21 protein-coding genes and 1 riboswitch are annotated in these 22,813 nt (G+C 61.9%); of the genes, 10 read left to right on the top strand and 11 right to left on the bottom strand.

Annotated features, from left to right (window positions below; genetic code table 11):
• Window positions 1-16 precede the first annotated feature (16 nt).
• Window positions 17-850, bottom strand: coding sequence for an EamA family transporter (locus ACM6JM_RS19380; protein WP_414882362.1), 834 nt, complete (start codon window positions 848-850; stop codon window positions 17-19).
• Window positions 851-1,068: 218 nt separating this feature from the next.
• Between ACM6JM_RS19380 and ACM6JM_RS19385 the strand changes: the two genes are divergently transcribed.
• Complete coding sequence (locus tag ACM6JM_RS19385) at window positions 1,069-2,238, top strand: MFS transporter (RefSeq protein ID WP_007959692.1); 1,170 nt, start codon at window positions 1,069-1,071, stop codon at window positions 2,236-2,238.
• A 106-nt stretch (window positions 2,239-2,344) separates the two neighbouring features.
• On the top strand, window positions 2,345-3,610 hold the full coding sequence (locus tag ACM6JM_RS19390; protein ID WP_039767965.1) for a cation:proton antiporter: 1,266 nt from the start codon (window positions 2,345-2,347) through the stop codon (window positions 3,608-3,610).
• Here the strand turns inward: ACM6JM_RS19390 and ACM6JM_RS19395 are convergent, their stop codons facing one another.
• Entirely contained in the window at window positions 3,611-4,516 is a 906-nt protein-coding gene (locus tag ACM6JM_RS19395) for a formate/nitrite transporter family protein (RefSeq protein ID WP_414882363.1), read from the bottom strand.
• A gap of 73 nt (window positions 4,517-4,589) precedes the next feature.
• Entirely contained in the window at window positions 4,590-4,997 is a 408-nt protein-coding gene (locus ACM6JM_RS19400; protein ID WP_011336338.1) for an acyl-CoA thioesterase, read from the bottom strand.
• A 192-nt stretch (window positions 4,998-5,189) separates the two neighbouring features.
• Window positions 5,190-5,288: riboswitch (S-adenosyl-L-homocysteine riboswitch) on the top strand.
• 23 nt (window positions 5,289-5,311) lie between these two features.
• Between ACM6JM_RS19400 and ahcY the strand changes: the two genes are divergently transcribed.
• From ahcY to ACM6JM_RS19420, 4 genes are all read left to right on the top strand, one after another.
• Window positions 5,312-6,721, top strand: coding sequence for an adenosylhomocysteinase (gene ahcY, locus ACM6JM_RS19405; protein ID WP_039767963.1), 1,410 nt, complete (start codon window positions 5,312-5,314; stop codon window positions 6,719-6,721).
• A 193-nt stretch (window positions 6,722-6,914) separates the two neighbouring features.
• Window positions 6,915-7,760: a methylenetetrahydrofolate reductase [NAD(P)H] gene (gene metF, locus ACM6JM_RS19410; RefSeq protein WP_007959683.1), complete on the top strand. Its 846-nt coding sequence runs from the start codon at window positions 6,915-6,917 to the stop codon at window positions 7,758-7,760.
• 148 nt (window positions 7,761-7,908) lie between these two features.
• The gene (locus tag ACM6JM_RS19415; protein ID WP_039767962.1) at window positions 7,909-8,721 is read left to right on the top strand and encodes a substrate-binding periplasmic protein; all 813 of its coding nucleotides are present in this window, start codon (window positions 7,909-7,911) and stop codon (window positions 8,719-8,721) included.
• Window positions 8,722-8,943: 222 nt separating this feature from the next.
• Window positions 8,944-10,812 (top strand): DEAD/DEAH box helicase, encoded by a 1,869-nt coding sequence (locus tag ACM6JM_RS19420; protein ID WP_064600025.1) that lies wholly within the window; start codon window positions 8,944-8,946, stop codon window positions 10,810-10,812.
• 138 nt (window positions 10,813-10,950) lie between these two features.
• Here the strand turns inward: ACM6JM_RS19420 and ACM6JM_RS19425 are convergent, their stop codons facing one another.
• The 3 genes from ACM6JM_RS19425 to ACM6JM_RS19435 all read right to left on the bottom strand — a co-directional run bounded on the left by ACM6JM_RS19425 (window position 10,951) and on the right by ACM6JM_RS19435 (window position 14,184).
• Window positions 10,951-11,544 (bottom strand): YceI family protein, encoded by a 594-nt coding sequence (locus ACM6JM_RS19425; protein WP_039768113.1) that lies wholly within the window; start codon window positions 11,542-11,544, stop codon window positions 10,951-10,953.
• Between the two features lie 32 nt (window positions 11,545-11,576).
• Window positions 11,577-12,128, bottom strand: a complete 552-nt coding sequence (locus tag ACM6JM_RS19430; protein ID WP_064600029.1) for a cytochrome b — start codon at window positions 12,126-12,128, stop codon at window positions 11,577-11,579.
• A gap of 277 nt (window positions 12,129-12,405) precedes the next feature.
• Entirely contained in the window at window positions 12,406-14,184 is a 1,779-nt protein-coding gene (locus ACM6JM_RS19435; RefSeq protein WP_039767959.1) for a flavin monoamine oxidase family protein, read from the bottom strand.
• 223 nt (window positions 14,185-14,407) lie between these two features.
• Here ACM6JM_RS19435 and ACM6JM_RS19440 point away from each other — a divergent pair, with 223 nt between their 5' ends.
• Together ACM6JM_RS19440 and ACM6JM_RS19445 are read left to right on the top strand one after the other, a co-directional pair.
• The gene (locus ACM6JM_RS19440) at window positions 14,408-15,814 is read left to right on the top strand and encodes an adenosylmethionine--8-amino-7-oxononanoate transaminase (protein WP_163976701.1); all 1,407 of its coding nucleotides are present in this window, start codon (window positions 14,408-14,410) and stop codon (window positions 15,812-15,814) included.
• 145 nt (window positions 15,815-15,959) lie between these two features.
• On the top strand, window positions 15,960-16,679 hold the full coding sequence (locus tag ACM6JM_RS19445) for a 16S rRNA (uracil(1498)-N(3))-methyltransferase (RefSeq protein ID WP_108563458.1): 720 nt from the start codon (window positions 15,960-15,962) through the stop codon (window positions 16,677-16,679).
• Between the two features lie 4 nt (window positions 16,680-16,683).
• Here the strand turns inward: ACM6JM_RS19445 and ACM6JM_RS19450 are convergent, their stop codons facing one another.
• The gene (locus tag ACM6JM_RS19450; RefSeq protein ID WP_414882365.1) at window positions 16,684-17,586 is read right to left on the bottom strand and encodes a transporter substrate-binding domain-containing protein; all 903 of its coding nucleotides are present in this window, start codon (window positions 17,584-17,586) and stop codon (window positions 16,684-16,686) included.
• 41 nt (window positions 17,587-17,627) lie between these two features.
• Window positions 17,628-18,869 carry a D-amino acid dehydrogenase gene (locus ACM6JM_RS19455; protein WP_414882366.1) on the bottom strand — a complete coding sequence of 414 codons (1,242 nt, stop codon included), beginning with the start codon at window positions 18,867-18,869 and terminating at the stop codon, window positions 17,628-17,630.
• 108 nt (window positions 18,870-18,977) lie between these two features.
• Between ACM6JM_RS19455 and ACM6JM_RS19460 the strand changes: the two genes are divergently transcribed.
• Window positions 18,978-19,889 carry a LysR family transcriptional regulator gene (locus ACM6JM_RS19460; RefSeq protein ID WP_414882367.1) on the top strand — a complete coding sequence of 304 codons (912 nt, stop codon included), beginning with the start codon at window positions 18,978-18,980 and terminating at the stop codon, window positions 19,887-19,889.
• Here ACM6JM_RS19460 and trhA read toward each other — a convergent pair.
• Window positions 19,886-20,503: a PAQR family membrane homeostasis protein TrhA gene (gene trhA, locus ACM6JM_RS19465; RefSeq protein WP_011336351.1), complete on the bottom strand. Its 618-nt coding sequence runs from the start codon at window positions 20,501-20,503 to the stop codon at window positions 19,886-19,888. The two genes, ACM6JM_RS19460 and trhA, sit on opposite strands and share 4 nt — an antisense overlap.
• Window positions 20,504-20,644: 141 nt before the next feature.
• Here trhA and ACM6JM_RS19470 point away from each other — a divergent pair, with 141 nt between their 5' ends.
• Window positions 20,645-21,565, top strand: a complete 921-nt coding sequence (locus tag ACM6JM_RS19470) for a LysR substrate-binding domain-containing protein (protein WP_039767953.1) — start codon at window positions 20,645-20,647, stop codon at window positions 21,563-21,565.
• Window positions 21,566-21,626: 61 nt separating this feature from the next.
• Here the strand turns inward: ACM6JM_RS19470 and madM are convergent, their stop codons facing one another.
• Together madM and madL are read right to left on the bottom strand one after the other, a co-directional pair.
• Window positions 21,627-22,391: a malonate transporter subunit MadM gene (gene madM, locus ACM6JM_RS19475; protein WP_007953314.1), complete on the bottom strand. Its 765-nt coding sequence runs from the start codon at window positions 22,389-22,391 to the stop codon at window positions 21,627-21,629.
• Between the two features lies 1 nt (window position 22,392).
• Window positions 22,393-22,809, bottom strand: a complete 417-nt coding sequence (gene madL, locus ACM6JM_RS19480) for a malonate transporter subunit MadL (protein WP_414882368.1) — start codon at window positions 22,807-22,809, stop codon at window positions 22,393-22,395.
• Between the last annotated feature and the right edge of the window lie 4 nt (window positions 22,810-22,813).

A 22,813-nucleotide genomic window follows, 5' to 3' on the forward strand; every position in this document is an offset into this window, starting at 1 on the left:
TAGAGTTGCCGGGCGGTCAGAACTTCATCACCAGCATACCGATCAGCACCAGCCCACAGGCTAAGAGCCGCGGCCGGCCGAAAGGTTCTTTCAGGTAACGCATGCCGAACAGCACCACCAGGATCACGCTGATTTCACGCAACGCCGCCGCTTCGGCAATCGAGCCCAACTGCATCGCCCACAGCACCAGAGCGTAGCTGAACAACACGCAGAACCCGACCGCCAGTCCCAGCTTCCATTGCTCGCGCCAGAACAGCTTGAACGCCGGACGCTTGGCCACCCACGCCAGCAGCGGGAACGGCCAGGCACTGAGCAGCGTGACCCAGACCAGGTAATCCAGCGGATGCGACCAGCGCCGCAACGCCTGACCGTCGATGTAGGTGTAGCAACCGATGCACAAGCCGATCAGCGCCACCACCGGCAGCATCGCCCACGGCAAATGTTTCCCGCCGCCGCCCTGCCAGAGCAGGCAAGCCATGCCCAGCGGGATCAACAGGATTCCGAAGATTTGCTGGGTGGTCAGCACTTCGCCGGCGAAGATCAGGGTCAGCGCCAGTACCACCAGCGGCGACAATCCGCGCATCAACGGATAGACCAGCCCCAGGTCGCCGACCCGATAGGCCTGGATCAACAGATAGCGATAGAGCAGCTCGAACGCCGCCGACGCCAGAATCCACGGCCAGATTTCCGCCGGCGGCAGGCTGATGAAAGGCATCGTCAGCGCCACGAACAACAGCGCCACGGTGTCCATGCAGGCCACCACCAGCAGCCGTTCGGCGCTGAACTTGATCAACGTGTTCCACGCTGCGTGCAACAGCGCCGCCACCAACACCAGAGCTGTCGCCAGCACGTGCCACTCCTTTGTTCTTGTTGTTGAACCTGAGCCAATTAGTCAGATTATTGATTCGCGATGTGTCAGCAGCTGTTTATACTGCAAGCGACCACGCCGCACTCAGTTGCGCACAGATAAATTCCAATAATTCCTGCCTGCCCGTTCTCGCCCGAGACCGGTCGCCGGCCTGCGTATGCCTGATCAAAGCGTCAAGACTACCGACAGAGACCTTGCGCATGCCACTCGCTTTGCTTGCACTCGCTGTTGCCGCTTTCGGCATCGGCACCACTGAATTCGTCATCATGGGCCTGCTGCCCGATGTCGCCCGCGACCTCGCGGTGAGCATTCCCCACGCTGGCCTGTTGATCACCGGCTACGCCCTGGGCGTAGTGTTCGGTGCGCCGATCCTCGCGATCGGCACCGCCAACATGCCTCGCAAGGCCACGTTGCTGGGCATGACGCTGATGTTCATCCTCGGCAACGTGCTGTGCGCACTGGCACCGAACTACGCAACGCTGATGGCGGCGCGAGTGGTCACCGCGCTGTGCCACGGCGCGTTCTTCGGCATCGGTTCGGTGGTGGCCGCCGGGCTGGTCGCACCGAACAAGCGGGCGCAGGCGATTGCCATGATGTTCACCGGCCTGACCCTGGCCAACGTTCTCGGCGTACCGCTGGGCACGGCGCTCGGCCAGTACGCCGGCTGGCGCTCGACCTTCTGGGCGGTCTCGGTGATCGGTGTGATCGCCGCCCTCGCTCAATGGCTGTGGTTGCCGAAACACATCCCGATGGACAAGGCCAACCTCGCCAGCGAGTTCAAGGTGCTGGGCAAGGTCAACGTGTTGCTGGCACTGGGCATGAGCGTGCTGGCGTCCACCAGTCTGTTCAGCGTGTTCACCTACATCGCGCCGATTCTGCAGGACATCACCGGCGTCAGCCCCCACGGCGTGACGGTGATGCTGCTGTTGTTCGGTGTCGGCCTGACCGGCGGCAGCATGCTCGGCGGACGCCTGGCCGACAGCCGTCTGTTGCCGTCGCTGGTGGGTGTTGCGCTGGCGGTGGTGGTGATTCTGGCGGCGTTCAGCCAGACCAGTCGCTCGGTGGTTCCGGCGGCGATCACGCTGGTGCTGTGGGGAATTTTCGCCTTCGCCCTGTGCCCGATCCTGCAACTGCTGATCATCGATCAGGCTCACGAGGCACCGAACCTCGGTTCGACCCTGAACCAGAGCGCGTTCAACCTCGGCAATGCCGCCGGCGCTTGGATCGGCGGGCTGGTGGTGGCCAGCGGCGCGGACCTGGCGGACCTGCCGTGGACCGGCGCGCTGGTAGGCGTGCTGACCGTGCTGACGGCGCTGTTTTTCATCTACCTGCAACGTCGGGGTGTCGCTGCGGTCAATGTGTCCGGCTGATTTTCCCGGGGGACACAATTGTGTCCCCACCCGGCGTCAGCCCATCCAACCCTTGCGTCCATGAACGGGCGCGCTGTCTTTCCATCCCCCATCCAAAGGACCCCGGATGCTTGAACTCGTCGCCGCTTTCATCTGCCTCACCACCCTCCTCACTTTCGTGAATTTCCGCTTCATCGGCCTGCCCCCGACCATCGGCGTGATGGTTACCGCACTGATGTTTTCCCTGTTGCTGCAAGGCTTGAGCCTGCTCGGTTACCCCGGTCTGGAAGAGCGCGTGCAGCAACTGATCGGCCAGATCGACTTCGGCGATCTGCTGATGAACTGGATGCTCTCGTTCCTGCTGTTCGCCGGTGCGTTGCACGTGAACCTCAACGACCTGCGCAGTTACCGCTGGCCCATCGGCCTGCTGGCGACCTTCGGCGTACTGATCGCCACCGCCGTGATCGGCAGCCTCGCCTATTACATTTTTGCCCTGTTCGGCTGGCACGTGAGCTTCCTCTACTGCCTGTTGTTCGGCGCGCTGATTTCCCCGACCGACCCGATCGCGGTACTCGGCGTGCTGCGTACGGCCAACGCCTCGAAACCGCTGAAGACCACCATCGTCGGCGAATCGCTTTTCAACGACGGCACCGCCGTGGTGGTGTTCACCGTGCTGCTGGGCATCGCGCAACTGGGCGAAACCCCGACTGTCGGCGCCACGGCCATGCTGTTTGCCCATGAAGCCATCGGTGGCGTGCTGTTCGGCGGGCTGATCGGTTATCTGGTGTACCTGATGATCAAAAGCATTGAGCAGCATCAGATCGAAGTCATGCTGACCCTGGCCCTGGTGATCGGCGGTTCGGCGATGGCCACCGAGCTGCACGTGTCGGCGCCGATTGCGATGGTGGTCGCCGGTCTGATCATCGGCAACCTCGGTCGCAACCTGGCGATGAACGACATGACGCGCAAATACCTGGACGGTTTCTGGGAGTTGCTCGACGACATGCTCAACGCGTTGCTGTTCGCACTGATCGGGATGGAGCTGTTGCTGCTGCCGTTCAACTGGCTGCACGTGGCGGCGGCAAGCCTGCTGGCGCTGGCGATTCTGCTGTCGCGGCTGCTCACCGTGGCCCCGGCCATCGTCTTGCTGCGGCGCTGGCGCACGGTGCCGCGCGGCACCATCCGGATCCTGACCTGGGGTGGTTTGCGCGGCGGTGTTTCGGTGGCACTGGCCCTGGCCCTGCCGCTGGGCCCGGAGCGCGATCTGCTGCTGAGCATCACTTACATCGTGGTGCTGTCGTCGATCCTGTTGCAGGGCCTGACCATCGGCAAACTGGTCAAGCACGCAACCCGCGACGAGCCGGTGACCGCTGCCGAGCCGGCGCACCACTGATCATTTTTTGATCTGCTGCGGATCGGGCTTTTCGGCCTGATCCGCAGATTCCTTCGGCGCATCCGTTTCTTTCGGCGCACCGCTTTCACTGCGGATCTGCGCATGACTGATCAGGGCAAAGATGAAACTGCCGCCGATGATGTTTCCCGCCAGGGTCGGCCCGGCAAACACCGCCCAGAAATCACTCCACGGCAACTCGCCGGCAAACACCAGATACGACACCTCCGCCGACCCCACCACGATGTGAGTGAAATCGCCCAGTGCCATCAGATAGGTGATGAGGATGATGATCCACATCTTCGCGCTTTCCATGGACGGGATCATCCAGACCATGGTGGCGATCATCCAGCCCGAGACGATGCCCTTGGCGAACATCTGACTCGCATGGTTCTCCATGACCTTGCGGCCGATTTCGAGGAAGGCCTCGTCGGTCTTGCTGTCGAAGATCGGCAGTTCGAGCATCACGTACGCCACCAGAATCGTCCCGCACAGGTTGCCGAACAGCACCACGGTCCAGAGCCGGATCAGCCGGCCGAAATTTCGGATCGTCGGTTTGGTCATCACCGGCAGTACGGCAGTCAGGGTGTTTTCGGTGAACAGTTGCTGGCGGGCGAGGATCACCGCGAGAAAGCCTGCGCAGTAGCCGAAGCTGGCAATCACCTTGAATTCGTCGCCCTCGGGCAGACGCGAGTTGAGCAGGCCCATGCCCATCAGCGACAGGCCCATGGTCAGCCCGGCCGCCAGCGCCGACCACCACAGCGCGGCGATGCTGCGTTCCAGTTCCTGGTCGCCCTGTTTGCGGATGATTTCATGCAGGACCGCCGCCCGGGGCGGCTGGTTTTTCTCGACTTCGTGTTGTTCCTTGGCCGAGAGGTCGGGGGTCTTGCCGTCTGTTGGTGTGGTCATGGCGGGAAACCGGTGGCGGGGTCATAAGGCTACGACACGCGCCGCTCGGCTTCCGTTCGCCGGTGTGACGCGATTACTCGGTAACGGGCACGTCATCCTTGAACTGGTCTTTGACATACCTGATCTCGGTCCGCCCGTGCGGCGCCGGCAAGCCGTCTTCGCCGAGGTTGACGAAGACCATCTTCTCGACGGTCAGGATGCTCTTGCGGGTGATCTTGTTGCGCACTTCGCAGGTCAGGGTGATCGAGGTGCGGCCGAATTCGGTGGCGGTGATGCCCAGTTCGATGATGTCGCCCTGGCGCGAGGCGCTGACGAAGTTGATTTCGGAAATGTACTTGGTCACCACGCGCTGGTTGCCCAGTTGAACGATGGCGTAGATCGCCGCCTCTTCGTCGATCCAGCGCAGCAGGCTGCCGCCGAACAGGGTGCCGTTGGGGTTGAGGTCTTCGGGTTTTACCCACTTGCGGGTGTGGAAATTCATGGGGGGGCGGCCTCCGAGTTGTTTGTGCAATAGGGTTACGCCCCCAGCTTCAAGCTTCAAGCGACGAGCTGCAAGTTAAAAGCCGAGCCGCTGTTACTTGTCGCTTGCGGCTTGCCACTCGCAGCTCAAAGAAAGCTATAATCGCCCCCGTTTCAAAACGGTAACCTTCACTTGATACCGTTTTCCCGCCACCTGTCCGAGGGGCGCTGCAGCAGGTTCAACCTGTCAGGCTCGGATGGGGCGTTGACCGGCTCAGGCCGGACACTAAACGCACAACGGCGCCCATTCGCATACATTACGAATGGAGGCTCTTCATGAGCGCTGTTATCACGCCTGCCGATTTTAACGATTACAAAGTTGCCGACATGTCCCTGGCTGCCTGGGGCCGTCGCGAAACCATCATCGCCGAATCGGAAATGCCGGCCCTGATGGGTCTGCGCCGCAAGTACGCTTCCGAGCAGCCTTTGAAAGGCGCAAAAATCCTCGGCTGCATCCACATGACCATTCAGACCGCCGTGCTGATCGAAACCCTGGTTGCCCTGGGAGCCGAAGTGCGCTGGTCGTCCTGCAACATTTTCTCGACTCAGGATCAGGCCGCTGCTTCCATCGCCGCTGCCGGCATCCCGGTTTTCGCCTGGAAAGGCGAGACTGAAGAAGAGTACGAGTGGTGCCTGGAGCAGACCATCCTGAAGGATGGCCAGCCATGGGACGCCAACATGATCCTCGACGACGGTGGCGACCTGACCGAGCTGTTGCACAAGAAATACCCACAGGTTCTGGACCGCGTCCACGGCGTGACCGAAGAAACCACCACCGGCGTGCACCGTCTGCTGGACATGCTGGCCAAGGGCGAGCTGAAAATCCCGGCCATCAACGTCAACGACTCGGTGACCAAGTCCAAGAACGACAACAAGTACGGCTGCCGTCACAGCCTGAACGATGCCATCAAGCGCGGCACCGACCACCTGCTGTCCGGCAAGCAAGCGCTGGTCATCGGCTACGGTGACGTGGGCAAGGGTTCGGCCCAGTCCCTGCGTCAGGAAGGCATGATCGTCAAGGTCTCCGAAGTCGACCCGATCTGCGCCATGCAAGCCTGCATGGACGGTTTCGAACTGGTTTCGCCGTTCATCGACGGTATCAACGACGGCACCGAAGCGAGCATCGACAAAGCGCTGCTGGGCAAGATCGACCTGATCGTGACCACCACCGGCAACGTCAACGTTTGCGATGCAAACATGCTCAAAGCCCTGAAGAAGCGCGCCGTTGTCTGCAACATCGGTCACTTCGACAACGAAATCGACACCGCTTTCATGCGCAAGAACTGGGCATGGGAAGAGGTGAAGCCACAGGTACACAAGATCCACCGTACCGGTGCTGGCTCGTTCGACCCACAGAACGACGACTACCTGATCCTGCTGGCCGAAGGCCGTCTGGTGAACCTGGGCAACGCCACCGGTCACCCGAGCCGCATCATGGACGGTTCGTTCGCCAACCAGGTGCTGGCACAGATCTTCCTGTTCGGCCAGAAGTACGCCGACCTGTCGCCAGCCCAGAAAGCCGAGCGCCTGACCGTTGAAGTACTGCCGAAGAAACTCGACGAAGAAGTGGCCTTGGAAATGGTTCGCGGCTTCGGCGGCGTGGTCACTCAACTGACCAAGCAACAGGCTGACTACATCGGCGTGACCGTAGAAGGCCCGTTCAAGCCGCACGCTTACCGCTATTAAAAGCAGCTGCGAGCTTCAAGCTGCAAGCTGCAAGCTGCAAGTAGAAGCGGTTGGTTTACTTGCTGCCTGCGGCTGTCGCTGGCTACTTCATCGTCATTATGCAGCCGCTGGCCGCAAGCTTCAGGTGCAAGGTTTGGGCGCTCCGCTCTCTTGCAGCTTGAAGCTTGCAGCTCGTAGCTGGAGGTCCCCTCCGATGTCCCAAGACCGTCGCTACAGCTTCGAGTTCTTCCCGACCAAGACCGATGCTGGGCATGAAAAACTGCTCGCCACTGCCCGTCAGTTGGCCACCTACAACCCTGACTTCTTTTCCTGCACCTACGGCGCGGGCGGTTCGACCCGTGACCGCACGCTGAACACCGTGTTGCAGCTGGAAAGCGAAGTCAAAATCCCCGCCGCCCCGCACCTGTCGTGCGTCGGCGACAGCAAGGACGACCTGCGCGGCCTGCTGAACGAGTACAAGGCCGCCGGCATCAAGCGCATCGTCGCCCTGCGCGGCGACCTGCCGTCCGGCATGGGCATGACCAGCGGCGAGCTGCGTCACGCCAATGAACTGGTTGAATTCATTCGTGAAGAAACCGGCAATCATTTCCACATCGAAGTCGCCGCCTACCCGGAGATGCATCCGCAAGCGCGCAACTACGAAGACGATCTGGCCAACTTCGTGCGCAAGGCCCGTGCCGGCGCCGACAGCGCGATCACCCAGTACTTCTTCAACGCCGACAGCTACTTCTACTTTGTCGACCGTTTGCAGGCGCTGGGCGTGGACATTCCGGTCGTGCCGGGGATCATGCCGATCACCAACTACAGCAAACTCGCGCGCTTCTCAGATGCCTGCGGTGCGGAAATCCCGCGCTGGATCCGCAAGCAGCTGGAAGCCTACGGCGATGACAGCCAAAGCATTCAGCGTTTTGGCGAACAAGTCGTCACGGAAATGTGCGAACGCCTGCTGCAAGGCGGCGCACCCGGTCTGCACTTCTATTCCATGAACCAGGCCGAACCGAGCCTGGCGATCTGGAACAACCTGAAGCTGCCGCGCTAAAAAGACGTAACCGCAGAACCAGAAGATCGCAGCCACGACAGTGCCTACAGCGCTTTCGCCGCTGCGATCTTTTGCTTTTAAACGCCCGAAACAGAGCTTCTGCGGCCAGTTTCTGGCTCTTTGCCGTTTCTCGTCGTAATCTCAAGCCATGCCTTTGATCACGCAGTTATTCGCCGTGCTGGTTTTTGCTTGCCTGAGCTTTGCCGCTCGGGGCGAGAAGCTGCGTATCGTCACCGAACCGTGGGCGCCGTACGTCTATGAACAAGACGGCAAGAACCTCGGACTGGACTACGAAACCACCGCCATCGTGTTCAAGCGTTTGGGCATCGAAGTCGAATGGCAGTTCCTGCCGTGGAAACGCTGCCTGTCGATGCTCGAAACCGGCCAGGCCGACGGCGCGCTGGACATCTTCCATAGCGACGAACGCGACGCCACCCTGCTCTATCCGAGCGAACCGCTGTCGGACGTCGAGTTCGTGATGTTTTACGCCAACGACCGCCCGCACCCTTTTCGCAGCCTCGAAGACCTCAAGGGCCTGACCATCGGCACCTCACCGGGCTATCTGTACAGCCCCGACTTTCGCGAATCGACGCTGTTCACCCGCGAGCCGGCCCCGACCCACGAAGCCAATTTCGGCAAACTGGTGCGCGGGCGTATCGACCTGCTGATCACCGACCGCCGCGTGGGCCAGCATTTGCTCGATGAATTGGATATCCGCAACCAGATCACTGAAAACCCCACGGTCATCAGCCGCCAGAGCCAGTTTCTGGCCGTGCGACGCAATGCCGGAATGGATTTGCTGGTGCAGCGCTTCGGCGCCGAACTCAAGCGTTTCAAGCGCGAACCGGCCTATGCCGAGCTCAGCGCTCGCTACGGCGCGGCCCCCGCCCTGGCGGCACCGCTGGGCAACGCCACCGCCAGCGGCAAAACCGTTGAGCAGCAGGAAAGCGGCGCGCAGTGATTGCTCTGTTATACTCCGGCGTTCCCGCCAGGCTCACGCCCGGACGCCCGGAACCGTAACAGGCCTCCCGACCCGCTACAGCGCAGCTTTTCAGCCCGCGCGAGCGCTCCGGACGTGCCTTCGGAACCGCAGCAGGACCGGACGGGATTGCGTCCTCTTAAACGCCATTCGCGCCAGGCAAGACTCCCATTGGGCCAAGCCCTAACTGAAACAGGATTACTCATGTCCTTTGCTTCCCTCGGTCTCTCCGAGGCTTTGGTCCGCGCTATCGAAGATGCGGGCTATACCGAGCCTACTCCGGTGCAACAGCGGGCCATTCCCGCCGTGTTGCAAGGTCGCGACCTGATGGTTGCGGCTCAGACAGGTACTGGTAAAACCGGCGGTTTCGCCCTTCCGATCCTGGAGCGGCTGTTTCCCAACGGTCACCCGGACAAATCCCAGCGTCACGGCCCGCGCCAACCGCGCGTGCTCGTGCTGACCCCTACCCGCGAACTCGCGGCGCAGGTTCACGACAGTTTCAAGATCTACGCCCGCGACCTGAAATTCGTCAGCGCGTGCATCTTCGGCGGCGTCGGCATGAACCCGCAGGTTCAGGCCATGTCCCGTGGCGTTGACGTGCTGGTGGCGTGCCCCGGTCGACTGCTCGACCTGTGCGGCCAGGGCAGCGTCGATCTGTCCCACGTCGAAATTCTCGTGCTCGACGAAGCCGACCGCATGCTCGACATGGGCTTCGTCCATGACGTGAAGAAAGTCCTCGCGCGTCTGCCGGCCAAGCGCCAGAACCTGCTGTTCTCGGCGACCTTCTCCAAAGACATCACCGATCTTGCCGGCAAACTGCTGCACAACCCGGAACGCATCGAAGTGACGCCGCCGAACACCACGGTCGAGCGCATCGAACAACGCGTGTTCCGTCTGCCGGCCAGCCACAAGCGTGCGCTGCTGGCCCACCTGATTACCGCCGGCGCGTGGGAACAGGTGCTGGTGTTCACCCGCACCAAGCACGGCGCCAACCGTCTGGCCGAGTACCTGGACAAACACGGCCTGCCGGCTGTGGCGATCCACGGCAACAAGAGCCAGAACGCCCGCACCAAAGCCCTGGCCGACTTCAAGGCCGGTGAAGTGCGCATCCTGGTTGCCACCGACATCGCCGCCCGTGGCCTGGACATCGACCAGTTGCCACACGTGGTCAACTTCGAACTGCCGAACGTCGATGAAGACTACGTGCACCGTATCGGCCGTACCGGCCGGGCCGGTCGTTCGGGCGAGGCGATCTCGCTGGTCGCACCGGACGAAGAAAAACTGCTGAAAAGCATCGAACGCATGACCAAGCAGAAAATCGCCGACGGCGACCTGATGGGCTTCGATGCCAGCACCATCGAGGCCGAGAAGCCGGAAGCCCGTGAACGTCCGGACATGCGCAACCCGCGCAATGCCCGTGGCCCACGCGGCGACGGCCCGAATGGCGGCGGCGGTGGCGGCGGTCGTAAAGACAAAGGCAAAGACAAGGGCAAGGAAAAACCTGCCGGTGAGCGTGGCGAGCGTCCAGCCCGTCAACAGAAGCCGCGTGAAGGCACTCCGGCCCGCGAACAGCGCCAGCCAAGCCAGCCGCCACGCGCCGCTGCTGACCGTGCTCCGGACGAATTCCTCGACGACGATATCGATAACTTCGGTAACCGCGTCGACTACGTGCCGAAGCAGGCTCCGGCCGGTGGTCGCAACCGTCGTCCAGGCGCTCCGGCGCAAGGCGCAGGTTCGGGCGCCCCCCGCGGCGGTCAGTCGCAAGGTCGCCAGAACGGCCCGCGCAACAGCAACGGTTCGAGCACCGGCACCCCGCCAGGCAAACGCAGTGGCCCACGCAACGGTGCACCGCGTGACGGTCAGGGTCGTCGCGACGAAAACCCGCGCAACCGCCGCCCGGCCCGTGACGATCAGCAACGCGCTGAACCGGCCGTGCAGAACCCGCGCAGCAGCGGGCCGAAGATCATGCACAAGGAGTCGAAAGCCGACCGCTTCCCGACGCCTGAGCAACTGGATCAACTGCCAAGCCGCCCACGCGGTGAAAAACCGGCCTTGCTGACCCGTAATCGCTGAGTTTTCGACTGCAATGAAAAATGCCCCGGCCTGAAAACCGGGGCATTTTTTGTGCGCCGCTGAAACGAAAGTGGCGGCAGGCAATAAAAAACGCCCCCGATCGCAAGACCGGGGGCGTTTTTGTATGGCCGGCGAAAATTACTTCGCTTTGACACCTTCGAACGAGATGTACAGGTCGACTTTGTCAGACTGTGGACCCAGGTCCATCATCTTGCCGAAATCAGAACGCTTGATGCTGGTAGTGCCTTCGAAGCCGGCACGGTAGCCGCCCCATGGATCCTTGCCTTCACCCAGGAAAGTGGCCTTGACCACGATCGGCTTGGTCACGCCGTGCAGGGTCAGGTCACCCGTCACGTCGGCAGTGTCTTTGCCATCGGCGTTCTTGCCGGTGGACTTGACGCTGGTGGAGACGAACTTGGCATCAGCGTATTTGCCCACGTCCAGGAAGTCTTTGCTGGAGATGTGCTTGTCACGCTCGGCGTGGTTGGTGAACACGCTGGCGGTCTTCACGTCGAACTCGATCTTGCTGTCTTCAGGCTTGGCAGCATCGAAGCTGAACTTGCCGCTGATGTCCTTGAAGGTACCGGTGATGTAGCTGTAGCCCAGGTGGCTGATCTTGAAGTCGACGAAGGCGTGCTGGCCTTCTTTGTCGACTACGTAGTCAGCGGCCATCACATTGGCGGACAGGACGGCAGAGCCGATTGCCAGAGCGGCCAGAGTCTTTTTCAACATGCTTTGTTTTCCTTTGGAGTCGAGGTTGAACATCAGGCTTTGCGTCCCAGCATTCGTGTCAGGGTCGCATCACGATCGATAAAGTGGTGCTTCAATGCTGCCAACGCATGAAGGCCGGAAAAAATTACCAGCGCCCATGCCAGGTACAGATGAATCACACCGGCGGTATCTGCCTGATCCGGTAGTCCGGAAACCAGTGCAGGAACTTCAAACAGGCCAAACACCGGAATCCCGACACCGTCTGCGGTGGAAATCAGGTAACCGGCAATCATCACGGCGAACAGCGCAAGGTAGAGGAACCCATGGCCGAACTTGGCGCCGATGCGGGTCATGCGGCTGTAGCTCTGGAGCGTTGGCGGCGGTGGGCTGACAAAGCGCCACAACACCCGCAACACCATCACACCCAGCAGCACCAGACCGATGCTCTTGTGCAGATCCGGCGCGTCTTTGCGCCAGGTGCTGTAGTAATCCAGCCCCACCATCCACAGACCGAGCGCGAACAGCCCGAAGACCACCAGCGCCACACCCCAGTGCATGAAGATGCTGACCCAACCGTAGCGCGAAGAAGAGTTACGTAGCTGCATTGCCCAAATCCTGTGAGAACTGCGAACCAAGACTAGCGAGTTATCTATCGAATTAAAGCGGAAAATTTCGCTTTGAAATATCGAGAAATACGATCAAGAGTCTTGAACAGGGGAGTTAAGGAAAGATTAAAGACAAAAGTGTGACTGGAGGTTAGCTGAGAGGTCTTCAAATTTCAGTGCCCGCATTGATCCCATCGCGAGCCTGCTCGCGATGGCGATCTTTCAGGCAAAAAAAAGCGCGGCCTGAAAGCCGCGCTTTTTCATTCACCGCCAAGCCTTACTGCGCTTTGGTCTCGGTGCTTGCCGCCGGTTTGGCCGCTGGCTTCTTCGCCGGTTCAGCTTTTTTCGCCGCAGGTTTCGCTGCAGGTTTTTTCGCTTCGGTCTTGGCCGCCGGTTTCTTCGCTGCTGGTTTGGCTGCCGCTTTCTTCGCCGGCTCGGCTTTCACCGGGGCCGCTGGCTTCGGTGCTTCCACCGGGGCTGGCGCAGGGGCCGGAGCCGGTGCAGGCGCTGGGGCGGCTGGAGCAGGTGCCGGCTCTGGCGCTTTCACCGGTTCTGGCTTCTTGTCGTCGTCCGAACCGCCGAACAGGTTGGTGAAGAAGTTGCCTTTCTTCGCCGCTACTGCCGCGCCCGCACCCGCCGCTGCGGCGGTGGCCGCTGCCGGGCCGACCTTGGCCGGTTCGAAGGATTTGCCCGCCGCCAGGTCTTCAACCTGACTGGCTGCGCGCTGACCGGTGCGCAGTGCGCCTTCCAGCGTGCCAGGGTACAAGGTGTCGGTGTGTTCGCCGGCAAACGCTACGCGCTGCAGCGGACGCTCCCACAGGCGCCAGTATTTGCTGATCTGGCCAGGGCCGAAGGCCAGGTAGGAACCACCGGTCGATGGATCGGTGCTGTAGCGACGGATTTCATAACCGGTGAACGAGCCACGGGCCTGTGGATAAAACGTGTGCAGGCGAATCAGCACCTGATCGACCATCTGCTTGTCGCCGAAGGCCTGCATGACGCGGGCGTTATCGCCGGACAGGTTGATCACCACGTTGGCGCCGCCCTTCAGGGCCGGCTCGATCCACAACATGCCAAGGCCAGTGTTGCTGTAGATCTCGCCGGACATCCGCGCCTTGCTTTCCCATACCGGCGTCTTGAACTTCAGCATGATCTGGTCGCGCCAGCCGTAGTTGGTGCCTTTGATCGCGGCCAGGTGCTGGGCGTCCAGCGCCGGAGTCAGCTGGATCTTGTTGAGGGCGCGCAACGGCACCGCCAGCACAACGTAATCGGCCTGGTAGCCGACGCTGCCGACCTTGACGGTCACGCCGTCCTTGTCCTGGGTGATGGCAGATACTGGCGAGTTGGTCTTGATGGTTTTCAACTGTTTGACGAAGGCCTGGGCCAGCACCGGGCTGCCACCGACCAGACGCGAAGCGCGCAGGTCACGGTCGGACACGCCGCGATACACCCGGCTTTGCTGTGCGAAGTACAGCAGCGACAGGCGCGAAGGCTCGTCGTAGTGGGTGCGGATGTCCTGGTTGATCAGCTGACGTGCGGTGGCCGGCAGGTTCTGCTTGTCGAGCCAGCTCGAGACGTTGATCTGGTCCAGGGCGTGCAGGGTGTTGGTCGCCGCCGGGTTCTGCGGATCGTCGATCGAACGCGCCAGATCGTCACGGGTTTTCTCGTAGCGCTTGAGCGCTTCGGCCGTGGCGGGCTGTTTGGTGGTCAGGTCCGCGGCGGAGAAATACTCGCCGTCGATCAGGTAACCCGGAGTCCGTACGAATTCAGGCGCCGGCGTGGTGCTCAGCTTGAACGTCGAAACGTACTTGTTCAGCACCGGTTGAGTCTTGTCGTTGCCGATCCACTCGCTGGTGGCCATGCCCGAGCGACCGCCCAGGCTCGGCTTGGCTTCGAGCAGCGTGACCTGCCAGCCCTTGTTTTGCAGTTCGTAAGCCGCCGTCAGGCCCGACAGGCCGCCGCCGATCACGATCGCGGTTTTATCCTTGGCCAGCGCCGTAACGCTGAACAGCCCCAACACCACCAGCGCACAGGCGCGCAGCCAACCGACAGACATTCAGCGAACTCCGGAAATACACGTAGGAAAAAGCAGTTTTGCGGGTCAGACGACCCAAAGAACCGCGAAGAATACGTCAGCCATCAAAACGCCGCCAGCGACGTCTATCGGCCCATACAAAGTAGCTCAATCGACACAATGGGTTGTTCCGGCGCGATGCATTGCATAGGCTTGCGCGATTGTTTGCCCGCGCCTGACGCGAGCCGCCTCGAGGAGACTGAACATGGGCCTGAACAACCAGTGGATGCAACGCGATCTCGCGGTGCTGTGGCATCCCTGCACCCAGATGAAAGACCACGAACAGCTGCCGCTGATCCCGATCAAGCGCGGTGAAGGCGTCTGGCTGGAAGACTTCGAGGGCAAGCGTTATCTGGATGCGGTCAGCTCCTGGTGGGTCAACGTGTTCGGCCACGCCAACCCGCGCATCAATCAGCGCATCAAGGATCAGGTCGATCAACTGGAGCACGTGATTCTGGCCGGTTTCAGCCATCAGCCAGTGATCGAGCTGTCCGAGCGTCTGGTGAAGATGACGCCGGAAGGCCTGAACCGGGTGTTCTACGCCGATAACGGTTCGTCCTGCATCGAAGTCGCGCTGAAAATGAGCTTTCACTACTGGCTCAACCGCGGTCAGCCGAACAAGAAACGCTTCGTCACCCTGACCAACAGCTACCACGGCGAAACCATGGCGGCGATGGCGGTTGGTGACGTGCCGTTGTTCACCGAAACCTACAAAGCCCTGCTGATGGACACCATCAAGGTGCCGAGCCCGGATTGCTACCTGCGCCCGCAGGGCATGAGCTGGGAAGAGCATTCGCGCAACATGTTCGCGGCCATGGAACAGACGCTGGCGGAAAATCATGACAGCGTCGCTGCGGTGATCGTCGAGCCGCTGATCCAGGGCGCCGGCGGCATGCGCATGTATCACCCGGTGTACCTCAAGCTGCTGCGCGAGGCCTGCGACCGTTACGGCGTGCACCTGATCCATGACGAAATCGCCGTCGGCTTCGGCCGCACCGGGACGATGTTCGCCTGCGAACAGGCCGGCATCCGCCCGGACTTCCTGTGCCTGTCGAAAGCCCTGACCGGCGGTTATCTGCCGTTGGCCGCGTGCCTGACCACCGACGAGGTGTACAGCGCGTTCTACGACGATTACCCGACCCTGCGCGCCTTCCTGCATTCGCACAGCTACACCGGCAACCCGCTGGCGTGTGCGGCGGCGTTGGCGACCCTGGATATCTTCGAACAGGACAACGTGATCGAAAACAACCGGGCGCTGGCTCAACGCATGGCGTCGGCGACGGCGCATCTGGCGGATCATCCGAATGTTTCGGAAGTCCGGCAGACCGGCATGGTCCTGGCGATCGAGATGGTCAAGGACAAAGCCACGAAAGAGGCTTATCCGTGGCAGGAACGTCGCGGCCTGAAGGTGTTCCAGCATGCGCTGGAGCGTGGTGCGCTGCTGCGTCCGCTGGGCAGCGTGGTGTATTTCCTGCCGCCGTACGTGATCACCCCGGAGCAGATCGACTTGCTCGCCGAAGTCGCCAGCGAAGGCATCGACATTGCCACCCGTGACAACGTCAGTGTGGCGGTGCCGAAGGATTTCCATCCCGGGTTTCGTGATCCGGGCTGATCCAAACACTTAAGTTGACGGCTCGTTCCCATGCTCTGCGTGGGAACGCCTCACAGGACGCTCTGCGTCCGCTCTTGGGACGCAGAGCGTCCCGGGCTGCATTCCCACGCGGAGCGTGGGAACGATCTAATCAGAGAGACCCGAAATGAGACTGTCCCGCTTTTTTATCGACGCCCCGCTCAGCACTGGCGAACACGAACTGCCGGAAGCCCAGGCGCATTACATCAGCCGCGTGCTGCGCATGGCCGAGGGCGATGCGGTGCAGTTGTTCGACGGCTCCGGCCATGAGTTTCGCGGATCGCTGGTGGAAGTCGGCAAGAAGCGCGTGGTGGTGCAGATCGACGAGCAGTTCGCCGGTCAGGTCGAATCGCCGCTGCACATCCACCTCGGCCAGGGCCTGTCCCGGGGCGAGCGGATGGACTGGGCGATCCAGAAAGCCACCGAACTGGGCGTGACTGAAATCACCCCGATCTTCAGCGAGCGCTGCGAAGTCCGCCTCAAGGACGAACGCGCCGACAAACGCCTGCTGCACTGGCGTCAGGTGGCGATCAGCGCTTGCGAGCAATGTGGTCGTTCGCGGGTGCCGGTGATTCATCCACCGCTGTTGCTGGCCGACTGGCTAAAGCAGACCGAAGCCGAACTGAAACTGGTGCTGCACCCGGTGGCCGAACCGCTGGTCAGCCATGCCAAGCCATCAACGCTGGCGTTCCTGATCGGCCCCGAAGGCGGCCTGTCCGACACCGAAGTCGAGCAAGCCAAGGCCAACGGCTTCCACGCCGCCCGCCTCGGCCCGCGCGTGCTGCGCACCGAGACCGCGCCGGTTGTGGCACTGGCGGTGGCGCAGCAACTGTGGGGTGATTTCTAACCCGTCACTGCACCGGATCACTGGTTGGTCTGGCGATGATTGCCTTGAGTTCGCTGGTCATCGGGAACTCAAGGTTCAGGCCCTTCGGCGGGATCGGCTGCTCGAACCACTTGCGGTAGATCCCGTTGATCTCCCCCGAGCTGTACAGGTCGGCCAACACGCCGTTCACCAGCGCAAGAAACTGCGGATCATCCTTGCGCACCATGCAGCTGTAGATTTCCCGCGACTGCTCCTCCCCCACCACGACCCAGTTGTGCGGATCGCGTGCCTTGGCCCGCTCGCCGTAGAGCAGCGCATCGTCCATGTAGAACGCCGCCGCGCGCCCTGATTGCAGCATCTGGAACGCCTCGCCGTGATCCTTGGCGCTGATCACGAACATATTCAGTTTGTGGTCGAGGTTGTAGTTCTTCAGATAGCGCTCGTTGGTGGTGCCGGCGGTGGTCACCACGTTCTTGCCGCGCAGGTCGTCGAAGCTGTGGATGCCGCTGTCCTTGGCGGTCAGCAGCTGACCTTTGACGTAGATGAAACCGTAGGAGAACGCGACCTGCTTCTGCCGCTCGGCCGTTACGCCGGTGGAGCCGCATTCAAGGTCGACCGTGCCGTTCTGCACCAGCGGAATCCGCGTCTGCGACGTCACCAGGTTGTACTTCACCTTCAGCTCCGGCAGCACCAGTTGTTGCTTGATGCGCTCGACGATCTTGTCCGCCAGCTCCACCGAATACCCCATCGGCTGCCCGGTGTGATCGCCCACATACGAGAACGGCACCGACGCATCGCGATACCCCAGGGTAATGCTGTTGGCGCTGGCAATCTTGCCAAGCGTACCGGTCAGCGGAACTTCATTGGCCTGCGCCTGAGCGCCGAAAACCAGCGCCAGTGTGCAGCCGAGCAACGTGATTTTTTGCATTGTTATTCTCCGTTGTGGGTGGGGTGTTTTAGCAGAAACCGTCACGCCGCACGGGGATTGAACCCGTGTAGGTCAATGGATGTGCGCTGCTCGCCAATCAGTTCGCTGAGCAACTGCCCGCTGCCGCAGGCCAGGGTAAAACCCAGCGCGCCGTGGCCGAGGTTGAGCCACAGATTGCGATAGGCCGTGGCGCCCAACAGCGGAACGCCGGTGGGCGTGGCCGGGCGCATGCCAGCCCATTCGACGGCGGCGTCATAGTGGCCGGCGTCGGGAAAGGTGTCGCGGGCCTGGCGCTTGATCAGCGCCAGCCGCTCGGGGTCCAACGCCGGGTCGAAACCGACGATGTCGACCATTGCCGCTACGCGCAGTTGTTCGCCGATACGCGCGTAGACGATCTTGCGGTCGTAGTCGGTGATGCTCACGTCCGGCGCCCGGTGCTCGTTGCCAATCGGCACGGTCAGGCTGTAGCCCTTCAGCGGATACAGCGGCAGGCGCAGGCCGGGCAGCGCGAGCAACGGGCTGCGATGGCCGGCGGCGATCACCAGTTGTTCGACCGGCAAAGTCTCTTCGCCAAGTTCAATGGCCGTGACGGCGCCGTGACTATGGCGAATGCCGGTGACTGCCTGACCGAGACGAAATTCGCAACGGCCCGACGTCTTCAATCGCGCCGCCAGCTGCTGGCAGAAACCGTGACAGTCGCCAACTTCTTCATCCGGCGTGTAGATCGCGCCCACAAACAGCGCATCGGTCAGTGCCGGCTCCAGTCGCGCACATTCGGCGGAGGACAACACCTGCTGTTGCTGCGGATCGGCCAGGCCTTTACGTGCATGCTCGAAGCTGGCGGCGTTGCGAAAAGTCACCAGTTTGCCGTTGCGTCGCCAGTTGAAGCCGACGAGTCCGTCGTCCTCACGCCAGCGTTTCAGCGTGCTCTGGCTGAACAGCGCCAGACGCAACAGATGCGCGGCGTTTTCGCGGTTGACCGAGGTGCGGCACGCGGCGAGAAACGAGGCCATCCAGCGCCACTGCGCCGGGTCCAGGCGCGGGCGAAGTTTCAGCGGTGAGTCGCCACGCAGCATCCAGCCGATTGCCTGCAACGGCACGCCGGCATCGGCCAGTGGCGCGACGTAGCGGTAGGACAACTGGCCGCCGTTGGCGAAACTGGTTTCACTGCCCAGCGACTGCCGCGCCTCGACCACTGTCACTTCGAAACCGTCGCGCACCAGCGCCCAGGCCGTTGCCAGCCCGATCACGCCGCCGCCGATGATGCACACACGCTGAGCCATGTCCGTCCTTAATCGTTCTTGAAGACGAGGCCGAGGTTAGGGTGAGGTGACAGGCGCCGAACAATGAATAAAGATGCCAAACCTATAAACAAAGGTTATGGGATCGTCATGCGCCTTCGTCACATCGAGATTTTCCAGGCCATTCGCCAGACCGGCTCGGTCAGCGCTGCTGCGCAGTTACTGCACGTCTCGCAACCGGCGGTGACCAAGGTGCTGCAGCACGCCGAGCAGCAATTGGGCTTTCCGTTGTTTCTGCGGGTGCGCGGCAAGTTGCAGGCGACCCCTGAAGCGCTGGAACTGGAACGCGAAGTCGACAAGGTCACCGAAAGCCTTCAAGGCGTACGGCGTCTGGCCCAGAGCCTGCGCCGCGAACCCGGCCACAGCCTGCGGATCGGCGCGACCCCGGCGCTGGCGCTGTCGTTGCTGCCGCCGGCGATCCAGCAGTGGACGGCGCAGTTCCCGGACATCGCCTGCGAACTGTCGAGCGCCCACAGCCGCGAGCTGATGCAGAACCTGCTGATGCGCGAAGTGGACGTGGCGCTGACGTTGCAGTTGCCGGACCATCCAGGGCTGAAGGCCCAGGCTTTGGCCTCGGGGGTTCTGGTGGCGCTGGCGCCGAAAGGTTACTGGCCGGAAGAAGACGCTGGTCAGCCGTTGCCGCTGATGGCGTTGGCGGGAGCGCCGCTGATCGGCCTGTCCAGCGCCGATCCATTGGCCGCCCGCCTCGATAGTTATCTCGAAGCGGTCGAACCGCCGCCGCGTGTGCGGATCGCCGTGCAGACGTATTCGCTGGCCCGAGCGATGGTGGAGTCTGGCGCTGGTGTCACGGTGATCGATCCGTTCACCGCGCTGGGTGCCTCATCGGCCACCACCACTATCCGCCCTCTCGCCCCGCCGCTGCCGATCACGCTGTACGCGGTGACTCGCGCCACCGAACCACCGCCACATACGCTGAATGATTTGCTGCAGATCTTCAGTCAGCGCGCCAGCGAACAACTCGGCCGACTGATAGGCGCTTAAAGGACGTAAAACAGAATCGCCACAAAGTGCAGCAAACTCCCGGCGATCACGAACAGATGCCAGATCCCGTGGGCATGCCGCAACCGATGGTCGAGGGCAAAGAAGATGATCCCCACGGTGTACAGCACGCCACCCGACGCCAGCCAGGCAAACCCCGCCGTCCCGAGCGCGGCGATCAGCGGCTTGACCGCCACCAGCACGATCCAGCCCATCACCGCGTAGATCACGATCGACAGGATCCGCGCCTCCGAGCGTGGCTTGATCTCCTGCAGGATGCCGATCAGCGCCAGCCCCCAGACAATCCCGAACAGCGTCCAGCCCCACGGCCCGCGCAGGGTCACCAGGCAGAACGGCGTGTAACTGCCGGCGATCAGCAGGTAGATCGAAAAGTGATCGACCTTCTTCATGATCGCTTTCTTGCGCCCGCGCACGCTGTGGTACACGGTGGACGCGCTGTAAAGCACCAGCAACGTAAAGGCATAAATCGCCACGCTGACGATCTTCCAAGGGCTGCCGTCGAGGCTGGCAATCACCAGCATCCAGACGCCCCCGACAAACGCCGCTACCGCACCGACCAGATGCGTCCAGGCGTTCAGTTTTTCTCCGTGATACATGTGTCGCACACCTCGATTTCGTTACCGCAACGCGCAAGGCTCGGGCCTTGAGCGTAAAAGCGCAATGTTTCCGTTCAACGCAGGCAGGCACCTGTCCTGATATTTGGGCACAATCGAGCGATACCAAGAAGAGTCCGCGCCATGCTGATCGACGAAGAATTGACCCTGAAGAAACTCGAGGTGTTCCTCGCCTTCATGCGCACCGGCAACCTCGCCCGCGCCGCCGCCGAGTTGCAGACCAGCAACGTCAGCGTGCACCGCGCGATCCATTCGCTGGAAAGCGCCCTGCGCTGTCCGCTGTTCAAACACGAAGGGCGCAACCTGACACCGCTGGAAAGCGCCTACGTGCTCGAAGAACGGGCGCAGAAGCTGATTCAGGACGTGGTCGAAAGCGTGCGCCTGACCCGCGAAGCCGCCGGGTTCTCGGCTGAACGCTTCAAGCTCGGCTCACTGTATTCGCTGACGGTGAAGACCGTGCCGCAATTGATCATGGGTTTGAAGATCCGCCGCAGCGAACTCAACATCGACCTGATTCTCGGCTCGAACATCGACCTGCTCTACAAGCTGAAAAACATGGAAGTCGACGCGATCCTGGTGTCGCTGGACGACACCGTCAACGACCCGGACTGCGAGCAGATTCCACTGTTTTCCGACGACATTTTCCTCGCCACTCCGGCCGATTCGCGCTTCGCCCAACGCAGCGAAGTGGATCTGGCGGAGGTGCGCGACGAAACCTTCATCACCCTCACCCAAGGCTTCGCCACCCACCAGGACGGCATCCGAGTGTTTCGGCAGGCGGGGTTCGAGCCAAAGGTAGCGATGCAGGTCAACGACATCTTCACCCTGCTGAGCATGGTCAGCTCCGGGGTCGGTTATGCGTTGCTGCCGGGGAGGATTGCGGCGGTGTACGAGAACCGGGTGAAGCTGATTCCGCTGCAGGAGAAGTACCGGTTGCAGCAGCACATTGGGGTGGTGTTTTTGAAGGCTAAAGAGCGGGATCCGAATCTGCTGGCGTTGTTGGCGGAGTGCCGGATGTATGCGAATCGCCAGACTACCCAATGATCGCGGCTGATGATCGTTCCCACGCTCCGCGTGGGAACGATCATGAGGGCGCTTTTGACGTTCAGCCAACAATCCCGCGAACAATGAAGAACAGCAGCGAAGGCCCCAGCAGGCAGCCAAGCCCGGTGTGGAACGTCGCCGTCAACGCCCCATAAGGCACCAACCGCCGATCCGTCGCCGCCAGCCCCGCCGTCACGCCACTCACCGTCCCGGCCAGCCCGCCGAACACCATCGCCGAGCGCGGGTTATCCAGGCCCATCCAGCGCGCCGCCACCGGCGTGCCGACCATCACCAGAATCGCCTTGATCAACCCGGTGGCAATCGACAGCGCCATCACATCCGACGTCGCGCCAATCGCCGCACCGGTCACCGGCCCGACAATGTAAGTCACCGCACCGGCGCCGATGGTGGTCATGCTCACCGCATCGCGATAACCGAACGCGTAGGCCATGCATGCGCCGACAATGAACGGCAGGATCGTGCCCAGCAGCAGCGCAATCACGCCGATCATCCCGGCCTTCTTCGCCTCGGTCGCCTGCACTTCAAACGCCGTGGCAACGATGGCGAAATCCCGCAGCATCGCGCCGCCCATCAGGCCGATGCCGGAGAACAGCGTCAGGTCCGCCAGGCCCTTCTGCCCGCCGGTCATGGTGCCGCCGACCCAGGCCAGCACCAGGCCGATGACGATGGCAATCGCCGAGCCGTGAATCCGCCCGAAGGTCAGGCGTTTGGAGAGAATCACCGAGACCCACATGATCACGCCGACGAAGGCAAAGGCAGTGATCAGACCGTTGTGCTCCAGACCTTTTTCAATGAGATCCCACATGTCAGCGACCTCCTACCGGTGTGCCGACCGGGGAGATTTCCGCCGGCTCGTCGGGCAAAGGCTCGCCTTTATGGGTGCGGCTGATCAAAGCAATGGTGCAGCCACAGACCACCACCGAGCTAATCGCCGCCAGCACCGCCACCGGGCCGCCGTGCAGGGCGGTGACGACGTTCTGTTGCGCGGCCATCGCCACCACCACCGGAATGTACATGGCGCCCCAGAAGCCAACGCCCATCTCGCAATCCTTGGTCATGCCGCCGCGTTTCTGCATCCACAACCGCGCGCAGATCAACAGGATCATGGCGATGCCGACCCCGCCGACGTTGGATTTGACGCCCAGAAGAACACCGAGCATGTCACCCATGATCACCCCTGCCAGCGTACAGATCGCCAGCAGCGCCACACCGTAAATAATCATTGTT

Source organism: Pseudomonas sp. IT-P2, from assembly GCF_949767575.1.
Taxonomy (GTDB): Bacteria; Pseudomonadota; Gammaproteobacteria; order Pseudomonadales; family Pseudomonadaceae; genus Aquipseudomonas; species Aquipseudomonas pharyngis.

What these genes read in the sequence shown, in the direction of transcription:
- ACM6JM_RS19385 (WP_007959692.1), top strand. Translation starts at nt 1,069, where the DNA reads ATGCCACTCGCTTTGCTTGCACTCGCTGTTGCCGCTTTCGGCATCGGC.
- ACM6JM_RS19390 (WP_039767965.1), top strand. Translation starts at nt 2,345, where the DNA reads ATGCTTGAACTCGTCGCCGCTTTCATCTGCCTCACCACCCTCCTCACT.
- ACM6JM_RS19395 (WP_414882363.1), bottom strand. Translation starts at nt 4,516, where the DNA reads ATGACCACACCAACAGACGGCAAGACCCCCGACCTCTCGGCCAAGGAA.
- ACM6JM_RS19400 (WP_011336338.1), bottom strand. Translation starts at nt 4,997, where the DNA reads ATGAATTTCCACACCCGCAAGTGGGTAAAACCCGAAGACCTCAACCCC.
- ahcY (WP_039767963.1), top strand. Translation starts at nt 5,312, where the DNA reads ATGAGCGCTGTTATCACGCCTGCCGATTTTAACGATTACAAAGTTGCC.
- metF (WP_007959683.1), top strand. Translation starts at nt 6,915, where the DNA reads ATGTCCCAAGACCGTCGCTACAGCTTCGAGTTCTTCCCGACCAAGACC.
- ACM6JM_RS19415 (WP_039767962.1), top strand. Translation starts at nt 7,909, where the DNA reads ATGCCTTTGATCACGCAGTTATTCGCCGTGCTGGTTTTTGCTTGCCTG.
- ACM6JM_RS19420 (WP_064600025.1), top strand. Translation starts at nt 8,944, where the DNA reads ATGTCCTTTGCTTCCCTCGGTCTCTCCGAGGCTTTGGTCCGCGCTATC.
- ACM6JM_RS19425 (WP_039768113.1), bottom strand. Translation starts at nt 11,544, where the DNA reads ATGTTGAAAAAGACTCTGGCCGCTCTGGCAATCGGCTCTGCCGTCCTG.
- ACM6JM_RS19430 (WP_064600029.1), bottom strand. Translation starts at nt 12,128, where the DNA reads ATGCAGCTACGTAACTCTTCTTCGCGCTACGGTTGGGTCAGCATCTTC.
- ACM6JM_RS19435 (WP_039767959.1), bottom strand. Translation starts at nt 14,184, where the DNA reads ATGTCTGTCGGTTGGCTGCGCGCCTGTGCGCTGGTGGTGTTGGGGCTG.
- ACM6JM_RS19440 (WP_163976701.1), top strand. Translation starts at nt 14,408, where the DNA reads ATGGGCCTGAACAACCAGTGGATGCAACGCGATCTCGCGGTGCTGTGG.
- ACM6JM_RS19445 (WP_108563458.1), top strand. Translation starts at nt 15,960, where the DNA reads ATGAGACTGTCCCGCTTTTTTATCGACGCCCCGCTCAGCACTGGCGAA.
- ACM6JM_RS19450 (WP_414882365.1), bottom strand. Translation starts at nt 17,586, where the DNA reads ATGCAAAAAATCACGTTGCTCGGCTGCACACTGGCGCTGGTTTTCGGC.
- ACM6JM_RS19455 (WP_414882366.1), bottom strand. Translation starts at nt 18,869, where the DNA reads ATGGCTCAGCGTGTGTGCATCATCGGCGGCGGCGTGATCGGGCTGGCA.
- ACM6JM_RS19460 (WP_414882367.1), top strand. Translation starts at nt 18,978, where the DNA reads ATGCGCCTTCGTCACATCGAGATTTTCCAGGCCATTCGCCAGACCGGC.
- trhA (WP_011336351.1), bottom strand. Translation starts at nt 20,503, where the DNA reads ATGTATCACGGAGAAAAACTGAACGCCTGGACGCATCTGGTCGGTGCG.
- ACM6JM_RS19470 (WP_039767953.1), top strand. Translation starts at nt 20,645, where the DNA reads ATGCTGATCGACGAAGAATTGACCCTGAAGAAACTCGAGGTGTTCCTC.
- madM (WP_007953314.1), bottom strand. Translation starts at nt 22,391, where the DNA reads ATGTGGGATCTCATTGAAAAAGGTCTGGAGCACAACGGTCTGATCACT.
- madL (WP_414882368.1), bottom strand. Translation starts at nt 22,809, where the DNA reads ATGATTATTTACGGTGTGGCGCTGCTGGCGATCTGTACGCTGGCAGGG.